Genomic DNA, 21,092 nt, shown 5'->3' on the forward strand with positions numbered 1-21,092 from the left:
TTTTCCCCTCATTCTATGCACAACCCCGTTGTGCATCAAGTGACTCTCCCCTGAGGTGGCTCTACCCTGACGTTTCTCTCCCCCATGAAAAACGCCCAACGAGTCCAGAACTCGTTGGGCGTGTCGTATTCCTCTGCCCTTCACATCAGGCGATCAGTCACTCATGCCGCCGTCTTGTCGGCCAGTTCGACCTTGGCAAGCTTGATCAGCCCGCCGTAGACGACGAAGGCGACCACGACACCCACGACCGGCGGCATGAAGGGGGAGCTCCAGGCACACAGGCAGGCGATGGCGTAGGCGGCGAGGCCCGGCCAGTGGAAATCCACCTTGGGCATCTCGGCGAGACGCGGATACTGGCCTCTGTGGCCGAGCCAGAAGTTGGCCATGATCACGCCGCCGATCGGTGGAATGAAGGTGCCGAGCAGAATCAGGAACGGAATCAGCCACTCATACATGCCGAGTACCGCCAGCACCGTGCCGATGGCCGCGCCGCCCAGGGTGACACGCTGACGATGCGGCGTGCGCAGCAGATTGCAGCCGGCGATGGCGAAGTTGTAGATGGTGTTGTCCTGGGTGGTCCAGATATTGAGAAACAGCATCAGCACCGCGAGGCTGACCAGCCCCTGGGCAATCATCACATCGACGATATCGGCCTGCTGATAGATCATCGCGCCGAGCGCACCGGTCAGCACCATCAGGCCATTGCCGACGAAGAAGGCCGCCAGGGTGGCGATCACGGCGATCTTCGGCGAGCGTGCGAAGCGACTCCAGTTGGTCGCCTGGGTGCCGCCACTGATGAAGGTACCAATCACCGCCGTGATGGCGGCTGTCCAGCTCATGGAATCCGTGGGCGTCAGTGCCGCGAGACCCGCCATGCCACCGACATCGACCATGCCGGTATAGAGACTGAACAGGATGAACAGCAGCATGGCCGGCACGGCAACCCGCGAGAGCATGTCCAGGCCGCGATAGCCGATCATCGCCGTCAGGCAGAAGGCGAAACCGAAGATGACCATCAGCGGCGTGGTCAGCCATTCCGGCAAGCCGAGTGTCTTGACCAGCACGATGGCGATGGTCGCGGTGCCCCAGGCGTACCAGCCGATCTGGGTGAAGCCGAGCACGAAGTCCGACAGACGGCTGCCCTTCTCGCCAAAGCACAGCCGGCCCATCAACACCGAGTTGAGGCCGCTCTTGCAGGCGATGTAGGCCAGCGCCGCCGCATAGCTCCCCAGCAGCAGATTGCCGATCACGATGATCCACATCAGCTCATTGAGTTCGAAGGCCGCGCCCAGTGACCCACCGGCCCACATGGTGGCGGTGAAGAAGGTGAAGCCGAGCAGCACCATTGAAGTGGAGAGCAGCCCACGTCGTGCCGAAGCGGGGACTTCGCTCAAGGGATAGTCATTGCCTGCGGCCGAAGCCAGCGGTGAGGTCTGTGAAGTTGATGAGCGGTCATCTGCCATGCGGGGTATCCCTCGGACTCGTGCATCGCGCCGAGTCTCTTCGTGTGAGGCCGTGTCAGCCGGAGTAAGGTGCCATGCTCTCTCGCCACCTGGCAGGTCGCTCTCATGGAACGCTGCGCTCGACGGGCAGCGCGTCGGTCGATGAGAGCCTGCCAACCGCTGGCGAAGTGCGGATGAGCGGGACTGGCGGTCGCCACCCTACCACCACGCAAGAAACGCGCCAGTCATTGAGATGCCCGCGTACCTGTCCGCGGACTGCCTGGCGCCATAACTTGTCCCTGGCGTCAGGATCTCGCGCTGGAGGGGGTGTGAGGCAGTCATTGGCGCAGCAATGCCCTCTCTGGCGTATCGCTTGCGTCACTTGGCCGGTGATGGCGCAAGATCCCCGTAAGATGCCCTCAATATGGCAGTGATCCACAAAAACGCCACGCGGCGCACTCTTTCAGTGCAGCGCGTGGCGTTGATCGCATCGTCCTTCCTCCACGCCATAACCTGACGCCAAGTGCAGGATGCAAATTTTTTCAGACATTCCCGGTCAGAGGCGTCCTCAAGCGCTTGCCAGCACTCCTTCACTGGCATTGACCTCTTCGCTGTCCATCAGACGCAATCTGACAGGCACCGATTTCGAGGCCGGCGTATTGCTGCGCGCATCACGGTGATCCAGCGGAATCAGGTCATTGGTTTCCGGGTAATACGCTGCCAGACAGCCGCTCGGGATATCGTAGGCCTTGAGCTTGAAGCCGGCCATGCTGCGCTCGACACCATCCTCACTCACGGTTTCCATACGCACGCGCTGGCCCTCGGACAGGCCGAGCGTTTCCAGATCCTGCGGGCTGATCATCACCACCATGCGCGTCCCGTAGACGTCCCGATAGCGGTCATCATTGGAATAGACGGTGGTGTTGAACTGGTCATGGCCCCGCATGGTGCTGAGCAGGAAGGTACTGTCCATGTCCAGCGTCTCGTGGGTGACCTTGTCGAGGCCCTGTTCATCGGTGCCAAGTCCCTCGGGGAACAGGAAGTTGGCGCGCCCGGAGTCGGTGTGCCAGATGCGCTCACGCGGGGCGATGCGGATGTGGAAGCCACCCTGCGCCAGGCGGGCATTGTAATCCGGGAAGATCTGCGGGAAGACCTGTTCGATACGGTCGCGAATGCGCGCGTAATCCGCCTGCAACCAGTCCCAGTCCAGGGTGGGATGCGCCGGCAGAGTGGCCTTGGCCAGCTGACAGGTGATGGCGATCTCGGAGTGCAGGCTGGCATCCGCCGGCGACATCACGCCGCGCGAGGGCGAGACGTTGCACATGCCGTCCTCGACACTGGTGGTCTGCTCCGCGCCCTCGCCATCGGCGCCGGCCTGCAGGTCCCGCTCGCTGTGACCCAGCGTCGGCAATACCCAGCCGTGCTTGCCGGGATGCAGATGGCTGCGATTGAGCTTGGTGGCGATATGCACCGTCATGTCCAGCTCGTGCACCTTCTCCACGATGCGCTTCTGGTCCGGAATCGCGCGGAAGAAGTTGCCGCCCATGCCGATGAAGGCCCGTGTCTCACCGCGCAGAATCGCTTCACAGCATTCGGCGACATCATGGCCGTTGTCCCGTGGGCACTGGATGTCGAAGACACGGTCGAAGGCATCCAGCATCGCGCCGTTGGGCAGGTTCTCGATACCGACGGTACGATCCCCCTGCACGTTGGAGTGGCCGCGCACCGGACAAGGCCCGGCGCCGGGCTTGCCGATATTGCCGCGCAACAGCAACAGATTGACGATCTGCTGGATGGTATCGCCGCCGCGGGCATGCTGAGTGATGCCCATCCCCCAGCAACAGATCACGCGCTCGGCCTCAAGATAGGTCTGCGCCGCCTGCTCCAGTGACTCCCGTGACAGGCCGGACATCTCGACCAGATCCTGCCAGTCGAGCTTGCGGCAGTGATCGGCGAAGGCCTCGAAGCCGTGGGTGTGCTGGGCGATGAAGTCATGATCCAGCAGCCCCACCGCATGAGGATTGCGCTCACGCAGCGCATCGTCGGCCTCGATCACGTACTTGCACATCGCCTGCACGGCAGCGAGGTCACCGCCGATGCGCAGCTGATGGTACTGGGTGCTGATCTCGACGCCCTTGCCGCTCAGCATGTCCCTGGGCGATTGCGGGTCGGCAAAGCTCACCAGCGCCCGCTCGCGCAGGGGATTGAAGCTCACCACCTCAGCACCACGGCCACGCGCCTCGTGGAGATCGCCCAGCATGCGGGGACTGTTGGTGCCGCTGTTCTGACCGAAGATGAAGATGGCATCGGCCTGCTTGAAGTCCTCGAGATTCACCGTGGCCTTGCCGATGCCGATGGACTCCGGCAAGGCCCGGGAGGTGGTCTCGTGACACATGTTCGAGCAGTCGGGGAAGTTGTTGGTGCCGTACATGCGCCCGAACAGCGAGAACAGGAAGGCCGCCTCGTTGGAGGTGCGCCCCGAGGTATAGAACTCGACCTGGTTCGGGTCGTCATACTGTTTGAGACGCTCACCGATCTCGGCGTAGGCCGCCTCCCAGCTGGTCACCTCGTAACGGTCCTGCTTGGCGTTGTAGCGCAGCGGGTGCGTCAGGCGCCCTTCCTTCTCCAGATGATGATCCGTCCACTCGCGAAGCTGGCTCACGGTGTTCTGAGCGAAGAGTTCATCGCTGACGCGCTCACGCGTCGCCTCCCACGCGAGCGCCTTGGCACCGTTCTCGCAGAAATTGGCCCCCTTGGGCTTGTCACCATTCGGCCAGGCGCAGCTCGGACAGATGAAGCCATCCGGCTTGTTCATCTTCATCAGGCTGACATGCCCGGCGATCGGCAGGTGCTCCTGCCAGAGGAAGGTCTCCACTGCCTTGAGCGATGGCCAGCCGCCGCCCGGCGGACGATCAAGCTGGCTGCCGGAAAGCTCGCGGGAAAGGTCAGGCGCATGGGACCCCTTGTGGCCGAAGGTGCTGGAAGAGGCGGGCCGGGACGTAGGCGCGTCGTGTGACATGTCAGAACTCCTGCGCGGTGCGTGCTCGATCAAGAAAGAGAAAGTAGCAGGCAAGATATGAGCGATACCTCATCTCTTGCTCTCGCGCGGGGGATTTTCAAGGGCAGCCGGCGTTGCGCCCTTGAAGTTCTTTCGATCCGCCACCAGAGTTGTACATACCTGACACAATGAGCTCGAGAAAATGCGCTGACACGGCGAGCCCCTGACAGACGTGAGCCGTCTTCTGGAATGCTGGAACTCCAAAAGCTTGAAGGGAGAAGCTGAGAGTCCGGCAAGAAGAGAGACAGGCCACGCGTCTCGCCCAGCCACTCGACAAGCTGACGCTGATGAGGAGCCCGAACATGACCATCTTTGAAGCCCTGCGCGAGACCCACGACGAACAACGCCGCCTGCTGGACATGCTGCTCAAGACCGAAGGTGACAGCGAGCCTCGCGATGACCTGTTCAAGCGCCTCAAGGAATCGCTCACCAACCATGCGGGAGCTGAGGAGCGCGCGCTCTACATCCCGATGATGGAACACGACATGACGCAGGAAAAGGCGCGTCACAGCGTGGCCGAGCACCATGAAATTGATGAGCTGGTCGAGAAACTCGAGACGACGGACTACAGCTCGCCGGGCTGGCTGGCCGCCGCCAAGCAGCTTGAGCATCTGGTGACTCACCATCTGGACGAGGAAGAGCAGGAAGTCTTCCAGCTGGCCGGTCGCGTCTTCGATGACGCCACCAAGCAGCGACTCGCCGATGAGTACCTGAAGGATATGAAGGCACGCGAAGCGGCCTGATATGTCGCCTGATGCCTGGCGCCTGACGCTCGACAATAGCCAGGCAGGAGATGACACGGGTTGGCCACATGACGTGGCCAGCCCGTTGTCGTTGATGGCGGTCGAGAAGTTGAGCGAAAGAGGCTGACGCCCCGGCCGCACGACATTACCGGCGGCGGCTGCCTTTCGCCCCGGCCCCCTTGAATGAACCGCCAGCACGCTTGCCCTTCTTCTCTCCCTTGCCCGCCCCTGGCCCGGACTCGGAGGTCGCGGAACGTCCGACATGACGTGCGATCCAGATCGTATGCCTGGCTCCGGACGTGCCATGGGCATACACCTGACGTGCCTCGGCCTTGAAACCGGCCCGCGACAGACGCTGAGAGAAGCGCGCATCGGCCGTGGCCGACCACACTGCCAGAATGCCGGCAGGACGCAGTGCCCTGGCGCATACCGCCAGCCCTTCCGCGCTGTAGAGCCAATCATTGTCGTCAGCGGTCAGCCCCTCCGGGCCATTGTCCACATCCAGCATGATGGCATCGAAACCGCCAGGTGCTTCGCGCAGCACCTCGGCCACATCGCGATTCTCGACGGTCGTGCGCGGATTGCGGATCGGATACCCCGCCTTGGCCCCCAGCGGGCCGTCATTCCAGGTGATCACGCCCGGCACCAGCTCGGCGACCACCACCTCGGCATCTGCCTTGAAGTGCGCAAGCGCCGAGGCCAGCGTGAAGCCCATGCCCAGACCGCCGATCAGGACACGCTGCGGCGCCGACGGCGTTCCGCGACTCTTCAGCAGGCCAGCAGGAATCTCTGCCAGCGCGTCTTCCGAGCCATGCATGCGGGTATTCATCAGCTGCCCCCCCTTGCCGCTCTCGATCTTGATGACGAAGTCCTCGCCATACTCGAACAGACAGAGCGAATCCGTGGTACCGGGGATCGGAGCGGTATCGAGCAGCACAAAACGTTTCATGGCATATCCAGGCTAGAAGAGATCACGCGACAATCGATACCTGCAGGCAACTCCAGCCGGGGCGACGCGCATTGACGCAATATCCCGCTGGCAGGCATCTGCATGATCCAGAGGAGCGTTATCCTACCAGCCATGCGCGTCATGGCGATAATGAGCCAGTCACTCCACAGGGATACCTGCCAGAAAGGACAACAGCAGTGGCAACGGTTGAGAGACAACAGAGCCTCTGCAACAGAACTGGCACATTCTCGTGGTATCTCTAATACTGGCTAGGTGGTTACGAAAATCCACAATCGTTAATCAATGGAAGTTGCATAATGCAAAACGCTGGCGCGAAGGTGCCAGACACGCGGCAGCGATGCTCTCTGGCTTGAGCGCCAGCCAGACCACGGCCTGCTCGGGAGATCGTGCCCGCCAAGCACGTCACTCGGATCATTGCCTGACCCCGCCTTGAGGCGACACACTATGGGGAAAGGCGGTCTGCGGGACAGGCGAGAGGGTGATTTCGCACGACGATTCACGCACGCAAACAACGACACCTATAACAGCGACGCCTGACAGAAAGACACTCTCACGTGGCGGCAGACGCCGTCATGACCAGCGAATGACACGCATCATCCGCACTCGGGACACCGAGTGCCATCTAGGGGAACCACCGATGCCACACACCAACCCAGAGCAACTGGCGACCATCAGTGCCGAAAAGGTAGAGGAACGCTTTCGCGGTCTGCATCCCATCGTCGCGCTGGTGTCAGCCACGCGACTGATGCAATACCTGGAGCGTGAGGGCCTGATGCTGCAGGCACACCGCCGCCTGTGTGCCTGCATCATCCGAGAGGCCCTGCCCACGCTGGAAGCCGGTCCGGGGCATGACCCCGAGAACCTGCCAGAGCTCAATGTCCAGGCCTCACCCCTGCAACGGGAGCAGGCGCTTGCCCCCGCCGTGGCCTCCGTCTCGCCCCAGGGGGCCCCCACCCCGGCGACCGTGCACGACAAGCCACAGGGCGTCGTTTCCTGAACCGCTGACACCTGGCCTGAGCCGAAGATGACACCCCCGCCCGTTGCTTTCCCCTGAGCAACGGGCGTTTTCATTGGTGGCATGACCCCGCCCCACATGAACATCAAGTTTTTTGAATGTAGGGGTTTGAATCCGCACGAAGATCCACATGTCATTCAGGTAGGCGTTCGCGTCTGAAGGCGATTGCGTCGTCATCATGATTCACGGACAAGGAGTGACAGCATGAGTCAACTACAACCCCCGCAGCATCAGGATCATCAACCGGGTGATGAACATCGCATGCAGCCTCGCCCCGAATATATCCGGGAAGTCTATCAGGGCAGCGGAAAGCTCAAGGGCAAGGTCGCCGTCATCACCGGAGGCGACAGCGGCATCGGGCGCGCCGCCGCCGTCCACTTCGCGCGCGAAGGGGCCGACTGCATGATCACCCACGTCGGCAGCGAGGAAAAGGACGCCGAGGAAACCCTCCGACTGATCGAGGCCGAAGGTCAGAAGGCCAGCCGCATCGCCGGTGACATCGGTGACCCGGCCTTCTGCCGCAAGGTGATAGAAGGCACGCTGGAGGAATTCGGCAAGCTCAACATCCTGGTCAACAACGCCGCCGAGCAGTACGACTGGAATGACGTGACCGAGATAGATGACGAGCAGCTCGAACGCACCTTCAAGACCAATCTCTTCAGTCACTTCTATCTGATCAAGGCCGCCGTCCCGCATCTTTCCAAGGGCGACTCCATCATCGCCACCTCCTCGGTCAACGCCTTCAAGGGCAATGACAGCCTGATCGATTACAGCGCCACCAAGGGGGCCATCCAGGGACTGGTACGCTCCCTGTCCGGCACGCTGATGGACCGCGGCATCCGCGTCAATGCCGTGGCCCCCGGCCCGGTCTGGACCCCGTTGATCCCCGCCAGCTTCGAGGATGACAAGGTCGCCGAATTCGGCAAGCAGGTGCCGATGGAGCGCCCCGGGCAACCCAGCGAGATGGGCCCGGCCTACGTCTATCTGGCCAGCGACGATTCAAGCTACATGTCGGGACAGACGATCCACCTCAATGGTGGCGTCGTGCTCAACACCTGATCACGATGCGTCCCTGAACGCTTCACTGCGCCAGTGGCTGGTGATCACTGCCCTGCCAGCGACGAGACGATCACCAGGCAGCAACACCAAAGGCCACCCGATCCGGGTGGCCTTTTTCACATTGCCATAGGGGTCTGCTCAAGGAATGCGTACCGCGTCCCAGCGCTTGTGCCGCGTTCGAATCACCTCTTCTTCCTGCCAGTATCAGGCCCTCCTGTCGGTCCGTATCAGGCATTTCACACGGCTGTAAAGCGTTGGCCTCTCTATTCTGGTAGCAGCCCAGGGAATGCCATGGGCAGGAAAGGAACGTCACTCGCGCTGCAGGAGGCCTGCATGTCCAAGCTGATTCTCTCGCTGGATGGTGGCGGCATACGTGGGGCGGCCACCGCCCGGTTTCTGATGCATGTCGATGCGTCACTCAAGCGCGACCACCAGACCACACTGCGCGACTGCGTCGATTTCTACGCAGGCACCTCTACCGGCAGCCTGATCGCGCTGGCGCTGGCTACCACCGACATGAGCCTCGAGGACATCAACGGGCTCTACAGCGCAACCAATGCCAGGAAGATCTTCGTCGACAACCGCGGCTGGTTCGAACTCGATGGCATCAATGCGCCCAGGTACGAGGCCAAGGGCAAGAGCGCGATGCTCAAGAAGCATCTCGGCCAGGCCAAGCTCCGGGATGTCCCTGACGGCAAGCAGGTCCTCGTCGTCACCTACGGGATCGAGAGACGCCGCCCGCATGTGCTGAAGTCCAGCAAGCGCGAGCATCACAAGCTGCTGGCCTGGCAGGTCGCGGATGCCTCGAGCGCCGCGCCGACCTACTTCCCGACCCGCGACATGAAGCTCGGGCCGGACAACGAGCAGACCTGGCTGATCGATGGCGGCGTCATCGCCAACAACCCCACCATGTGCGCCATCGCCGAAGCCTGTCGCCTGTGGCCGCATGAGCCGCGTCGCGTGCTGTCGATCGGCACCGGAACACGCACGCGCAAGATCAATGGCCCGGATTCGCAGCACTGGGGCGCAGTGCAGTGGGTACTGGAAGGCAGCCTGATCGACGTGCTCTCCGATGAGAAGGTGGTCGGCTATCAGGCCATCACCATCTCGCCGCCGGGCAGCTACATCCGCGTCAACGCCGAGATGCGTCCGCAACCGGGATTGCCCAAGGCGCCTGATGACGCGATGGACGACATCAGCGTCACCAATATCCAGCGCCTCAAGGGCATGGGCGACTTCTGGTTCGCGCAGTACGGCGAGGCAGCGGTGGCGCTGATCATGGACCACTATCGTGGCCCGTCGCTGGACCGCATCGACCCCGCCACCGGCAAGCCCGAGGCCTATGAGCCTCACTGAGCACGCCTTGCAAGACGCGAACTCGGAGACGCCTGTCAGCGATTTTGCTACTCTGCGCTGCCATGCTCCACGCCGACCCGAGTGTCCCCGATGCCCCAAGGTAGTTCGCCAGTGTCTCGCCGCCCCGCCACCCGCCTCCTGGCAGCGCTCAGTCTGTCATTGGCGACCCTCGCGCCCACCCTGACGCCGGGTCTCGCCCTGGCAGCCGATGACATGCACTTCGACCAGCCGGAAGCCTTCGCCACCTTGAAGAAGGCGGTCGGCTATTTCGATGAGATGGACACCTTGCCGGAAGAGGCCTGGATCAGCCGCGATCAGGCCTCCGCGCGCAGCGATATGGACGAGATGATCGAGGAAGCCATGCAGGCCCTCGACGTGCCACAACTCTCGACACTGCGCAGCACCTATCGACAGGTCGAGGACAAGATTCGTGAATCGCGCCGTGAGATTTCCGAGTTGAAGGAAAAGCGTATCCTGGCGCCCGACACCGAGGTCTCGACGCTGACGCGTTTCACGCCTACCGATACCCTGCGCGAATTCACCGCCAGCACACGCGGCGATTATGACCTGCTGATCACCGCGCATGAGAAGAACATCACCGCCTATCAAGGCGAGCTGACCACGCTGGAAGGCAAGCTGGCCGCGCGGCTCGAGGAGATCGGCATCATCCTGACGCCGGACCAGGTCCAGGTGTGGCTGTCCTCGGTGGTCGGCGACGACGTGCTGACCATGAGTGTCGTGTTCGCCAGCATCAAGTCAGTGGCCCAGCAGCTCGCGGAGCTGACCCGCGACAGTGGCGAGAATCTGGAGTACGCGCGTCGCTACTACGGCATGGTCGTCATGCTCCACCGCATGATCGTGACCATGCAGCAGGACTTCATCGCCCGCGTGGATGACGAGGTATTGCCGCAACTGCAAGGGTTCGCCGACGAAGCCCAAGCCACCACGCGCGAAGCCCGCACGCTGATCAAGCAAGGCGGCTCACGTGAGAGTCTGGAGAACAACATCCGCGCCAATGCGCTGACGCTCAAGACGATCAACCTGTATCGCTCGCTGGTGAGCGAGCAGCGCGACCGCGTCAAGACATCACTCACCAAGAGCCAACGCGAACTTGCGGTGGCGACCAATACCTATCGCACCGTCAAGCTCAGCGCGCATGTCGCCGACCTGATCCGCCAGGGCGTCAAGACCTTCGACACCCTCGCCGGCCTGCAGGTACCGGTCGCCACCAGCTTCGAGAACAGCGCCATGCGTGAGGAATTCCGCAAGCTGACCGAGCGCATGCAGCAGGCAAAGTAGCACTCGCGTTCAGTGTCGATACCACGCCTTCGCCCTACCGGGCGGAGGCGTTTTCAGTTCTGGCGCTGCTCAGTGCCGCCCTACCGGATGTCGCGCATGGTCAATATGCTCTCCAACGTGCGTCTGAGCCGGGCCACCTCACTGACCAGACTCTCGCCCGCCAGCATGCCGACCCCCAGCACCAGCCCGCGCCGCGAGTCCTCGCTGCTGCAGACCATGCTCAGTGGCCGCACGATCAGATGTTCCTTGACCATCAGTTGCGCGACACGCTTGTCATCGATCTCGGGGGCGAACTGCACGCACAGGCTGATGCCGCGCGAGGGCGGCGAGACGCTGATCACACCCTTCACCTGACACAGCTGGTCATGTACCACCTGCTGTCGGCCCAGATAATCGCGCTGGATGCGCTGATACCAGGCATCGAGATCCCCATCGGCGATGAACTGCGCCAGCACCGCCTGATCCAGCATGCGCCCCTCGCGAAACACCTCGCTGCGCAGCCGATTCATCGGCCCGGCCAGCGCGCGCGGTACCACCAGATAGCCCAGCCGCAGGCCAGGAAACATCAGCTTGGAGAACGAGCCGACCAGCAGGCGATTGTCGGCGTCCGGGTCAAACAGCAGCTGATCATGGTCATCGCCACTGAACTCGTAGTCATCCTCGAGGATATAGGCGGGCTGACAGGCCTCGCAGAGCGCCAGCTTGTCACGCCGTGAGGTAGGAACACTCAAGGGATAGTGATGCGAGCCGGTGAAATAGGCGATCTGCACCGGGCGACGCTCCAGCAGGGCGATCTCGTGGCCCGGGGCATCGGCGGTGTCATCCCGGGGCCGCCAGGGAATCAGCTGGGTCTCGAGTCCGGCGGCCAGAAAGACATTGCGTGCCCCCCAGTAGCAGGGAGACTCCATCACCACCTGCTGGCCGGCGTCCGCCAGCGCCAGCGCACACAGCTCGATGCCGTGGTGGGTGCCCTCGGTGATGATGATCTGCTGGGTATCGCAATCGATGTTGCGCCAGCGGCGCAGAAAATCCCGAATCTCCCGCTTGAGCGGGCCATAGCCACCGCTGGAATACGACAGCAGCAACGCGTTGTGGGGCACCGTGACGCTGGCATACAGCTGACGCCACTTGCGCATCGGAAAGCGCGCGATATCCGGAATGCCCGGCACGAAGGCGCCACTCTGGATCAGGCTGGCCCCCTGCCCGCCCAGCACCCGGCGTGCGCGAGTGGAGAGCGGCAGTGGCGCAGGTGCCTCGGGCGAGGCGCTGCCGGGTCTCGCGGCATGCGGGCGGCGCGTCCAGGTGCCCTGCCCCTGCCCGGTGTGCAGATAGCCTTCCTCGATCAGCGACTTGATGGCCAATGACAGGGTGTTGCGTGCCACGCCCAGCGCCTCGCACAGCTTGCGATGCGCAGGCAGCCGTACCCCCACCGGCCATTGCTCACGAATCATCTCGAGCAATGCCTGCTCCAGCCGCACCTGCTTGCCCAGGGCCTGCGACTGGCGGCGATAGCACTCGATCAATGGCTCAAGCGTGGCCAGTTCCATGCAGGTCTCCCGATATCGTTCATGTAGCACGTAACGTCCATACGCTGCATAGATCACGTGAGCAACCAGCCTGGCTGGCGGGGTACAGCGCCCATTCATCCCTGATTATCCGCAGTCCACCAAGATTGGTCCAGTCAAACGCTCAATTGGTCTATTCGCCTGAACAGTGGCCGCTGATAGCGTGTCCCTCAGGCGCTGCCTACTGACTGATGCTCACAGCCCACGATGGCTGGATCGCTCCTGCGATGTCGACAGGAGCGAATTTTTCCCACAAGCCTCAGCCAGCGACAGGACTAACCTTGCACCTGCCTACCCGCCAGAACGTTCGGCACAGGACAGCAGACGCACACGAAAGACATCAGCAGGTCCGGCACCGCCATATAACAAATTCCAAGATCGACTCGGACGCATCCCCCATGACCCAAACAACTCCCCCTGCAGAACAACTTGTCAGAGTCCTCGCCCGCGGCGACGTTCTGGCCCTCGCCTTCGGTGCCATGGTCGGCTGGGGCTGGATCGTCCTGACCGGCGGCATGATCCAGAATGCCGGCAGCATCGGCGCCATCATCGCCTTCATCATCGGCGGCATCGCCGTCGTGCTGATCGGCCTGACCTATGCCGAACTGGCCGCCGCCATGCCCAAGGTGGGTGGCGAACACGTCTACAGCTACCGTGCCATGGGACATTTCTCGTCCTTCCTGTGCACCTGGACCATCATTCTCGGCTACCTGAGCGTGGTGTCCTTCGAGGCGGTGGCCCTGCCGACCGTCATCGAGAACCTCGCACCCGGCTATGCCGTCGGTCACATGTGGACCATCGCCGGCTGGGACGTCAAGGCCACCTGGGTCGCCGTCGGTGTCGGCGGGTCTCTGGCGATGATGGCCATCAACTACGTCGGCATCACTACGGCAGCGCTGCTGCAGAAAGTCGTGACCGGGGTGATCCTGATCGCCGGTGTCCTGTTCGTGACCGGCGCCCTGTTTGAAGGCGATGTCGCCAACATGACGCCGCTGTTCACCCAATCCGAAGGTGGCGTGACGGCTGGCATCATCGCGGTGCTGGTGCTGGTGCCCTTCCTGTTCGTGGGCTTCGATGTCATCCCCCAGGCCGCCGAGGAGATCAATCTGCCCTACAACGCCATCGGCAAGGTGCTGATGATGTCTGTGGTACTGGCAGTGGTGTGGTATGCCCTGATCATCCTGGCCACCAGCCTGGCACTGGATCACGACTCCCTGCTGGCAAGTTCACTGAGCGTGCCGGATGCCATGCAGGCACTGTTCAACACGCCCTGGGCCAGCAAGCTGATGATCCTTGCAGGTATCGCCGGCATCATCACCAGCTGGAACGCCTTCTACATCGGTGGCTCACGCGCCATCTACGCCCTGGCGCATGCCGGCATGCTGCCGGCCGCCCTCGGCAAGCTGCACCCGAAACACAAGACACCGACCAACGCCGTACTGCTGATCGGCCTGCTGTCCTGCATCGCGCCCTTCTTCGGTCGTCCGGCACTGGTGTGGATCGTGGATGCCGGCGGGCTGGGTATCGTCATCGCCTATCTGTTCGTCGCGATCTCGTTCCTGATCCTGCGCATCCGCGAGCCGGACATGCCGCGCCCGTTCCGCGTACGTCACGGCAAGCTGTGCGGTGTGCTGGCCATCCTGCTGTCCTTCGCCATGGCCTGTCTGTACCTGCCGGGCAGCCCTTCCGCACTGACCGGCACCGAGTGGATGATCTTCGGCGCCTGGATGGCACTGGGCCTGGTGATGTACGCCATCGCCCTCAAGCAATTCGGCCGTGAATACAGCGACCGCATCATGGCACCGGCCTTCACCGCTCACTGAGCAAGGGCCTCGTCATGTGACCGCCGGGCAGGTCCGTCCGCCTGCCCGGCCCCATCGGACTCGACTACCGCGAGCCGATATCAGGACAGTCCGCGCGATTCTCCAGCGCTGTCCACTCAATGAATGCACTGCACGCCAGACCGCCATAGGAGCTCCACATGTCCCGTATTGCACTCCCGACCAGCGACTTCCTGAAGCGCTACGTCAACTCGGAGAACAGCCGCGACGTCTTCGTCCCTGCCTTGATCGGCAGCGAGCGCCGCGAGACCGGTACCACCTTCAACGTGACCAATCCTGCGACTGGCGAGCAACTGGCCCGTGTCGCGGAAGTCAGCGCCGAGGATACCCGTGACGCCGTCGCCGCCGCCGAGATCGCCGGCAACGCCTGGAAGAAGGTGCCGGTGAAGGAGCGTTCTGCGCTGCTGCGCCGCTGGTTCGACCTGGTGCTTGAGCACCGGGAAGACCTCGCCCAGCTGATGACTCTGGAACAGGGCAAGCCGCTGGCGGAATCGCGTGGCGAGGTGACCTATGGCGCCTCCTTCATCGAATTCTTCGCCGAAGAAGCCAAGCGCATGGCCGGTGAGACCCTGCCGTCCCACGGTGCCGACAAGCGCCTGATGGTACTGCGCGAGCCCATCGGTGTGGTGGCAGCCATCACGCCGTGGAACTTCCCGCTGGCGATGATCACCCGCAAGTGCGCGCCGGCGATCGCCGCAGGCTGTGCCGTGGTCATCAAGCCGGCCGAAGCGACGCCGCTGACCGCGCTGGCACTGGCGGATCTGGCACTGGAAGCCGGCCTGCCAGCAGGTCTGATCAGTGTCGTCACCGCCATGAAGCCGATCGCCATCGGCGAAGTGCTGACCACCGACCCGCGCATCCGCAAGGTCTCCTTCACCGGCTCCACCCCGGTGGGCAAGACGCTGATGGCGCAGTGTGCCTCCACCGTCAAGAAGACCGCCATGGAGCTGGGCGGCAACGCGCCGTTCATCGTCTTCGATGATGCCGATGTCGATGCCGCCGTCGACGGTGCCATCGCCTCCAAGTTCCGCAATGCCGGCCAGACCTGCGTATGCACCAACCGCTTCCTCGTCCAGGACGGCGTCTACGATGCCTTCGTCGAGAAGCTCGCGGCGCGGGTCGCCGCCATGCAGGTCGGCGATGGGCTGGTCGATGGCAACACCATCGGTCCGCTGATCAACGGCGCTGCCGTCAGCAAGGTGCAGAGCCACGTCGATGACGCCATCGGCAAGGGCGCGCGCCTGGTCACCGGTGGCAAGCCGCACGCCCTGGGCCACAGCTTCTTCGAGCCCACCGTGCTGGCCGATGTCACCACCGAGATGGTGGTGGCGGATGAGGAGACCTTCGGGCCGCTGGCACCGGTGTTCCGCTTCCACAAGGATGAAGACGCCATCGCGATGGCCAATGACACGCCCTTCGGCCTGGCCGCCTACTTCTACGCCACCGACTACCGTCGCATCTGGCACACGCTGGAAGCGCTGGAATACGGCATGGTCGGGGTCAATGAGGGCATGATCTCCACCGAGCTGGCGCCCTTCGGCGGCATCAAGGAATCCGGTCTGGGTCGTGAAGGCTCCCATCACGGTCTGGAAGAGTTCACCGAGCTGAAGTACGTCTGCATCGGCGGTCTCTGATTTTGTGTGGACGCCTCGCTAGGACGCCTCGCGACAATGCCTCGAGAGGACGTCTCACAACGTTATCCCACCACGTTTACTAGACAACGGTGGCATGGCTCGCGCCATGCCACCGGCAACAAGAAAAGGAACCTGACATGAGCCACTCCCAGCTGAGCAACGAACAACTCGACGTCCTCAAGCACAAGTACGTCGCCAAGGGTGCCGTCACCGCCACGCCGCAGTTCGCCGACACCGCGCTGAACGCCGAGATCTGGGATGCGGACGGCAACCGCTGGATCGACTTCGCCGGCGGCATCGGCGTGCTCAACCTGGGTCACCGTCACCCGAAGGTCGTCGCCGCCGTCAAGGCACAGCTCGACAAGGTCATGCACACCGCCGCGGGCGTCATCTCCTACGCCCCGTACGTGCAACTGAGCCAGAAGCTGGCCGAGCTGACGCCGGTACGTGGCCCGGAACGCAAGACCCTGCTGGTCAACTCCGGCGCGGAAGCGGTCGAGAACGCCATCAAGATCGCACGTGCCGCCACCGGCCGCAGCGGTGTCATCACCTTCGACGGCGCCTTCCACGGCCGCACCATGATGACCCTGGCGATGACCGGCAAGGTGCTGCCGTACAAGAACGACTTCGGCCCGATGCCGGGTGACATCTTCCGTGCGCCCTACCCGAACCCGATTCACGGCATCAGCGAAGAGCAGTCCCTGAACGCCATCCGCACCCTGTTCAAGACTGACATCGCACCGCATCGCACCGCCGCCATCGTCATCGAGCCGGTGCAGGGCGAAGGCGGCTTCTACATCGCCTCGCCGAGCTTCCTCACCGCGCTGCGTGAGCTGTGTGACGAGCACGGCATCCTGCTGATCGCCGATGAAGTGCAGTCCGGCTTCGCGCGTACCGGCAAGCTGTTCGCGATGGAGCACAGCGGCGTCGAAGCCGACATCATGACCATGGCCAAGAGTCTGGCCAACGGCATGCCGCTGTCGGCTGTCGTCGGTACCGCCGAGGTGATGGATTCCTCCGGCCCGGGCTCTCTGGGCGGCACCTACAGCGGCAACCCGCTGTCCTGCGCCGCGGCCCTGGCCGTCATCGACGTCATCCGCGAAGAGAACATCCTGGAGCGCAGCACCCAGATGGGCGAGCAACTCGCCGCGCGTTTCGCCCAGTGGGAAGAACGCTTCGCGCATGTCGCGCACTCACGCAACCAGGGTTCCATGGCGGCCTTCGAGCTGGTGGATGCCGATGGCAAGCCGGACCCCGCCGCGACGGCGGCCGTATGTGCCAAGGCCAAGGAGCTGGGGCTGATCCTGCTGTCCTGTGGCTTCTACTCCAACTCCATCCGCGTGCTGGTGCCGTTGACGGTCGAGCCGGAAGTGCTGGAAGAAGGTCTCGACATCGTCGAGAAGGCGCTGGAAAGCCTCGTCTAATTCACGGCCTGTCATGAGACAGGCAAGCCAACCAACGGCCACCTTCGGGTGGCCGTTGTCGTTACCAGCGCCACTCGCTGCGCTGGAGGGAAACCCTGGGCCGAGAAATGAATCGCAAGCTCATTACCCATCTAACCATATAGCCAATCAACCCAAGCAGCCTTTTGTGGCAACTAATTGATTAAATTATGATATTCGCTGCATTTCTGCGTATTCCCGACCGATTCTCGCCATGCCACACGCCATCGTGAACGACGGCTGCCAGAGAGAGACCTTTCTCATCGGCAGCACCTCGAGTGACCCCTACCATGACTGACAGCAACGCCCACGACTTCAAACGCAGCATGCAGCAGCGCCACCTGGTGATGTTGTCCCTCGGCGGTGTCATCGGCACCGGCCTGTTTCTCAGCTCCGGCTATACCATTCAACAGGCCGGTCCGGCGGGGGCGGTGCTCGCCTATCTGATCGGCGGACTGGTGGTCTATCTGGTGATGATGTGTCTCGGCGAGCTGGCCGTGCACCACCCGGAACCCGGCGCCTTCAGCGCCCATGCCACCCGCTATCTTGGCCCGGCCACCGGCTATACCGTCGCCTGGCTCTACTGGCTGACCTGGGCCGTGGCACTGGGCTCGGAATTCACCGCCTCCGCCGTGTTCATGGGGCGCTGGTTCCCCGGTGTCGAACCCTGGATCTGGTGCGGGCTCTTCTCGCTGATCGTGTTCGGCATGAACATCGTCTCGGCACGCTTCTTCGCCGAATCCGAATTCTGGCTGTCGTTGATCAAGGTCGCCGCGGTGATCGTGTTCATCGCCGTGGGCGCCGCCGCCATGTTCGGCTTCACGTCACTCTCGGGCAACACCGAGGCGCCGGGCGTCACGCGCATCCTGCAGGAGGGGGTGTTCGATCACGGCGTGATGCCGATCCTGATGACACTGCTGGCCGTCAGCTTCGCCTTCTCCGGCACCGAGCTGATCGGCATCGCCGCCGGCGAAAGCGAGAACCCCGATAAGAACGTGCCCCTGGCGATCCGCGCCACCCTGTGGCGGCTGATCATCTTCTTCATCGGCACCATCATCGTCATCGCCGCCCTGCTGCCGCAGGACAGCGCCGGTCTCAAGGAAAGCCCCTTCGTGGCGGTCTTCCAGCTCACCGGCATCCCCTACGCGGCGGACATCATGAACTTCGTGATCATCACCGCGCTGCTGTCGGCGGCCAATTCCGGTCTCTACGCCGCCTCGCGCATGCTGTGGACCCTGGCGGACCAGAAGACGCTGCCCCGCGTGTTCAGTCGCGTCAATCAACGCGGCATTCCAGTGCCCGCACTGCTGATCACCATGCTCGGCGGCCTGCTGTCGCTGCTCTCGAGCGTCTATGCCGAAGACACCCTGTATCTGGCGCTGGTGTCGATTTCCGGGCTTGCCGTGGTACTGGTGTGGATGGCGATCGCCGCCAGTCAGTTCAGCTTTCGCCGCCAGTGGCTGAAGGCCGGCCACAGCGCCAGCGAGCTGACCTACCGCGCGCCGCTGTACCCCATCGTGCCGATTGCCGCCTTCCTGTTCTGCGCGCTGGCCTGCATCGGCATCGCCTTTGACCCCAACCAGCGAATCGCGCTCTACTTCGGCGTGCCCTTCGTGGCGCTGTGCTATCTGGTCCACTCTCTGACCCATCGCTCGTCTACCGACGCCGCCAATTCCCCGACTCCGACCCCGCAGGAGGCCCTCGATGCCCGCTGAAGCCACCCGCAATCCGCTGAGCGCCATCACCGCCCAGCAGCCCTTCCTGATCGTCGATGGCGCCCTGGCCACCGAGCTTGAGCGTGCCGGATTCGATCTCAACGACTCACTGTGGTCGGCCAGGGTGCTGGCCGATGAGCCGCAGGCGATCGTCGATGTGCACCGCGCCTACTTCGAGGCCGGTGCCGATGTCGCCACCACCGCGAGCTACCAGGCCACGCTCGAGGGCCTGATGGCGCGCAGCCTGAGCGAGACCCAGGCCAGCGCGCTGATCCAGCGCTCTGTCACCCTGGCCGCCCAGGCCCGCAGCGAGTACCTGGCCACGCACCCGGAGCGTCTGGACTGCCCGCCGCTGGTCGCGGCCTCCGTCGGCCCCTATGGCGCATATCTCGCCGATGGCAGCGAATACCGTGGTGGCTACGCGCTGGACCGCGCCGGCCTGCGCGACTTCCACCGTGCCCGCCTCGCCACGCTACTCGATGCCAAACCGGACGTGCTCGCCGTCGAGACGCTGCCGTGTGCCGAGGAAGCACTGGCCGTGTGTGACCTCCTGCGCGATGACTTCCCCACAGCGCGTGCCTGGATCGCCTTCAGCGCGCGCAACGCCACCGAATTGAGCGACGGCACGCCGATCCGAGAGGCCGTGCGCGCCATCGCCGACTGCGAGCAGGTGGTCGCCATCGGCGTCAACTGCACCGCGCTTGAGCACATCGAATCGCTGGTGCGCGAGATTCGCGGCGAGACGGACAAGGACATCGTCATCTACCCGAACTCCGGCGAGGTCTATGACCCGGTCACCAAGACCTGGTCTGCCGCCTGCGCCGTCTCGGTTGAGTCTGATGGCGACGGCTCTGACCACGACCATGACCTCGCCGGCTGGACACCGCGCTGGCTGGCCGCAGGCGCCACGGCCATCGGTGGCTGCTGCCGCACCGGCCCGGACGATATCCGCGCGCTGGCGGATCTGCGCAAGGCGCTGAGTTGATTGAGTTGCTGAGTCCGGTGCAGTGAATACGCAGCACTGAACTCCAAGCACTGAGCTCCAAGCGCTGAACTCCAAGTACTGAATTATTAGCGCTGTACACGAACGCCCTGCCCGGTCATGACACATGATCGGACAGGGCGTTTTCGGTAGCGTCCCAGGCCCAAAATCTCTAGGATGGCAGGACACTGATGAGCGATTGCTCAAAATCATTCCGACGTGCTCTCACAGCGGCCTTCAAGCTGCAATGAGGAGCGCGTGAGATATCAGCAGGAGAATCCCCATGTCACAGCTCGATATCCAGGTCGCCTACGACGTGGTCTGCCCCTGGTGCTGGATCGGCAAGCGCCATCTTGATGACGCCATCGCGCAACTCGACTTCAAGGATGAGGTGCGCGTCAGCTACCTGCCCTTCCAGCTCAATCCGTGGGTGCCACGTGAAGGCATGGCGCGCGCCGACTACCGCGCGCAGAAGTTCGGCAGTGTCGAGCGTGGCGCGGAGCTGGATGCCCAGGTGGCCCAGTCTGGCGCGCAGAGCGGCGTCACCTTCCGCCACGCCCTGATGGAGCGCACGCCCAACTCCACCGATGCCCAGCGCATCGTCTGGCGTCAGCAGTCCGCGGGCCTGGTGGAGCGCCCGTTGCTGGAAGCGCTGTTCACCGCCTACTTCCACGATGGCAAGGATGTGGGAGACCGTCAGGTGCTGGCCGAGATCGCAAGCCAGCACGATGACGACCTGAGCATCGAGCAGGCGCTGGACTTCCTTGATTCCGACGCGGGCGAACAGGAAGTCGCCGCCCAGCAGGAGGCGCTGCGCAACGCCGGTATCCAGTCGGTGCCCAGCACCATTGTCGGCCAGTACTACGTGCCCGGCGCCCAGCCGGTGGAAGTGCTGGTGCAGATGCTCAATGAGGCGCGTGCCCAGCAGACGGATTGATCTGCCACGCACTGACGCCACGCACTGACGCCAA

14 protein-coding genes and 1 pseudogene are annotated in these 21,092 nt (G+C 63.3%); 11 read left to right on the plus strand and 4 right to left on the minus strand.

Annotated features, from left to right (window positions below; genetic code table 11):
* Window positions 1–161: 161 nt before the first annotated feature.
* Entirely contained in the window at window positions 162–1,463 is a 1,302-nt protein-coding gene (gene codB / locus OW493_RS06290; protein ID WP_289863616.1) for a cytosine permease, read from the minus strand.
* A 547-nt stretch (window positions 1,464–2,010) separates the two neighbouring features.
* Window positions 2,011–4,461 carry an FdhF/YdeP family oxidoreductase gene (locus OW493_RS06295; RefSeq protein ID WP_289863617.1) on the minus strand — a complete coding sequence of 817 codons (2,451 nt, stop codon included), beginning with the start codon at window positions 4,459–4,461 and terminating at the stop codon, window positions 2,011–2,013.
* A 341-nt stretch (window positions 4,462–4,802) separates the two neighbouring features.
* Between OW493_RS06295 and OW493_RS06300 the strand changes: the two genes are divergently transcribed.
* The gene (locus OW493_RS06300; protein WP_077376112.1) at window positions 4,803–5,243 is read left to right on the plus strand and encodes a hemerythrin domain-containing protein; all 441 of its coding nucleotides are present in this window, start codon (window positions 4,803–4,805) and stop codon (window positions 5,241–5,243) included.
* A gap of 268 nt (window positions 5,244–5,511) precedes the next feature.
* Here the strand turns inward: OW493_RS06300 and OW493_RS06305 are convergent.
* Window positions 5,512–6,192, minus strand: a pseudogene (locus tag OW493_RS06305) (hypothetical protein); the annotation flags it as partial.
* A gap of 658 nt (window positions 6,193–6,850) precedes the next feature.
* Between OW493_RS06305 and OW493_RS06310 the strand changes: the two are divergent.
* The 4 genes from OW493_RS06310 (at window position 6,851) to OW493_RS06325 (ending at window position 10,942) form a co-directional block, all read left to right on the plus strand.
* Window positions 6,851–7,210 (plus strand): hypothetical protein, encoded by a 360-nt coding sequence (locus OW493_RS06310; protein WP_077376109.1) that lies wholly within the window; start codon window positions 6,851–6,853, stop codon window positions 7,208–7,210.
* A 222-nt stretch (window positions 7,211–7,432) separates the two neighbouring features.
* Window positions 7,433–8,287 (plus strand): SDR family oxidoreductase, encoded by an 855-nt coding sequence (locus OW493_RS06315; protein WP_289863618.1) that lies wholly within the window; start codon window positions 7,433–7,435, stop codon window positions 8,285–8,287.
* Window positions 8,288–8,620: 333 nt separating this feature from the next.
* Window positions 8,621–9,643 carry a patatin-like phospholipase family protein gene (locus OW493_RS06320; RefSeq protein WP_289863619.1) on the plus strand — a complete coding sequence of 341 codons (1,023 nt, stop codon included), beginning with the start codon at window positions 8,621–8,623 and terminating at the stop codon, window positions 9,641–9,643.
* A gap of 90 nt (window positions 9,644–9,733) precedes the next feature.
* Entirely contained in the window at window positions 9,734–10,942 is a 1,209-nt protein-coding gene (locus tag OW493_RS06325; RefSeq protein ID WP_289863620.1) for a hypothetical protein, read from the plus strand.
* Between the two features lie 80 nt (window positions 10,943–11,022).
* On the opposite strand, the gene OW493_RS06330 is transcribed toward OW493_RS06325, so the two are convergent.
* A complete protein-coding gene (locus OW493_RS06330) occupies window positions 11,023–12,489 on the minus strand; it encodes a PLP-dependent aminotransferase family protein (protein ID WP_289863621.1) in 1,467 nt (488 codons plus the stop codon).
* A gap of 416 nt (window positions 12,490–12,905) precedes the next feature.
* Between OW493_RS06330 and OW493_RS06335 the strand changes: the two genes are divergently transcribed.
* From OW493_RS06335 to OW493_RS06360, 6 genes are all read left to right on the plus strand, one after another.
* Entirely contained in the window at window positions 12,906–14,330 is a 1,425-nt protein-coding gene (locus tag OW493_RS06335; protein WP_084208603.1) for an APC family permease, read from the plus strand.
* A gap of 158 nt (window positions 14,331–14,488) precedes the next feature.
* Window positions 14,489–15,982 carry an NAD-dependent succinate-semialdehyde dehydrogenase gene (locus tag OW493_RS06340; protein ID WP_084208602.1) on the plus strand — a complete coding sequence of 498 codons (1,494 nt, stop codon included), beginning with the start codon at window positions 14,489–14,491 and terminating at the stop codon, window positions 15,980–15,982.
* 152 nt (window positions 15,983–16,134) lie between these two features.
* A complete protein-coding gene (gene gabT / locus OW493_RS06345; RefSeq protein WP_084209701.1) occupies window positions 16,135–17,406 on the plus strand; it encodes a 4-aminobutyrate--2-oxoglutarate transaminase in 1,272 nt (423 codons plus the stop codon).
* Between the two features lie 308 nt (window positions 17,407–17,714).
* Window positions 17,715–19,139 (plus strand): amino acid permease, encoded by a 1,425-nt coding sequence (locus OW493_RS06350; protein ID WP_289863622.1) that lies wholly within the window; start codon window positions 17,715–17,717, stop codon window positions 19,137–19,139.
* A complete protein-coding gene (mmuM, locus tag OW493_RS06355; protein WP_289863623.1) occupies window positions 19,129–20,124 on the plus strand; it encodes a homocysteine S-methyltransferase in 996 nt (331 codons plus the stop codon). Before OW493_RS06350 ends, mmuM begins: the two co-directional genes overlap by 11 nt.
* Window positions 20,125–20,404: 280 nt before the next feature.
* On the plus strand, window positions 20,405–21,058 hold the full coding sequence (locus tag OW493_RS06360; RefSeq protein WP_289863624.1) for a DsbA family oxidoreductase: 654 nt from the start codon (window positions 20,405–20,407) through the stop codon (window positions 21,056–21,058).
* Window positions 21,059–21,092 lie beyond the last annotated feature (34 nt).

The sequence above is a fragment of the Cobetia sp. 14N.309.X.WAT.E.A4 genome (genome assembly GCF_030397495.1).
In the GTDB taxonomy this organism is placed as follows: domain Bacteria; phylum Pseudomonadota; class Gammaproteobacteria; order Pseudomonadales; family Halomonadaceae; genus Cobetia; species Cobetia marina.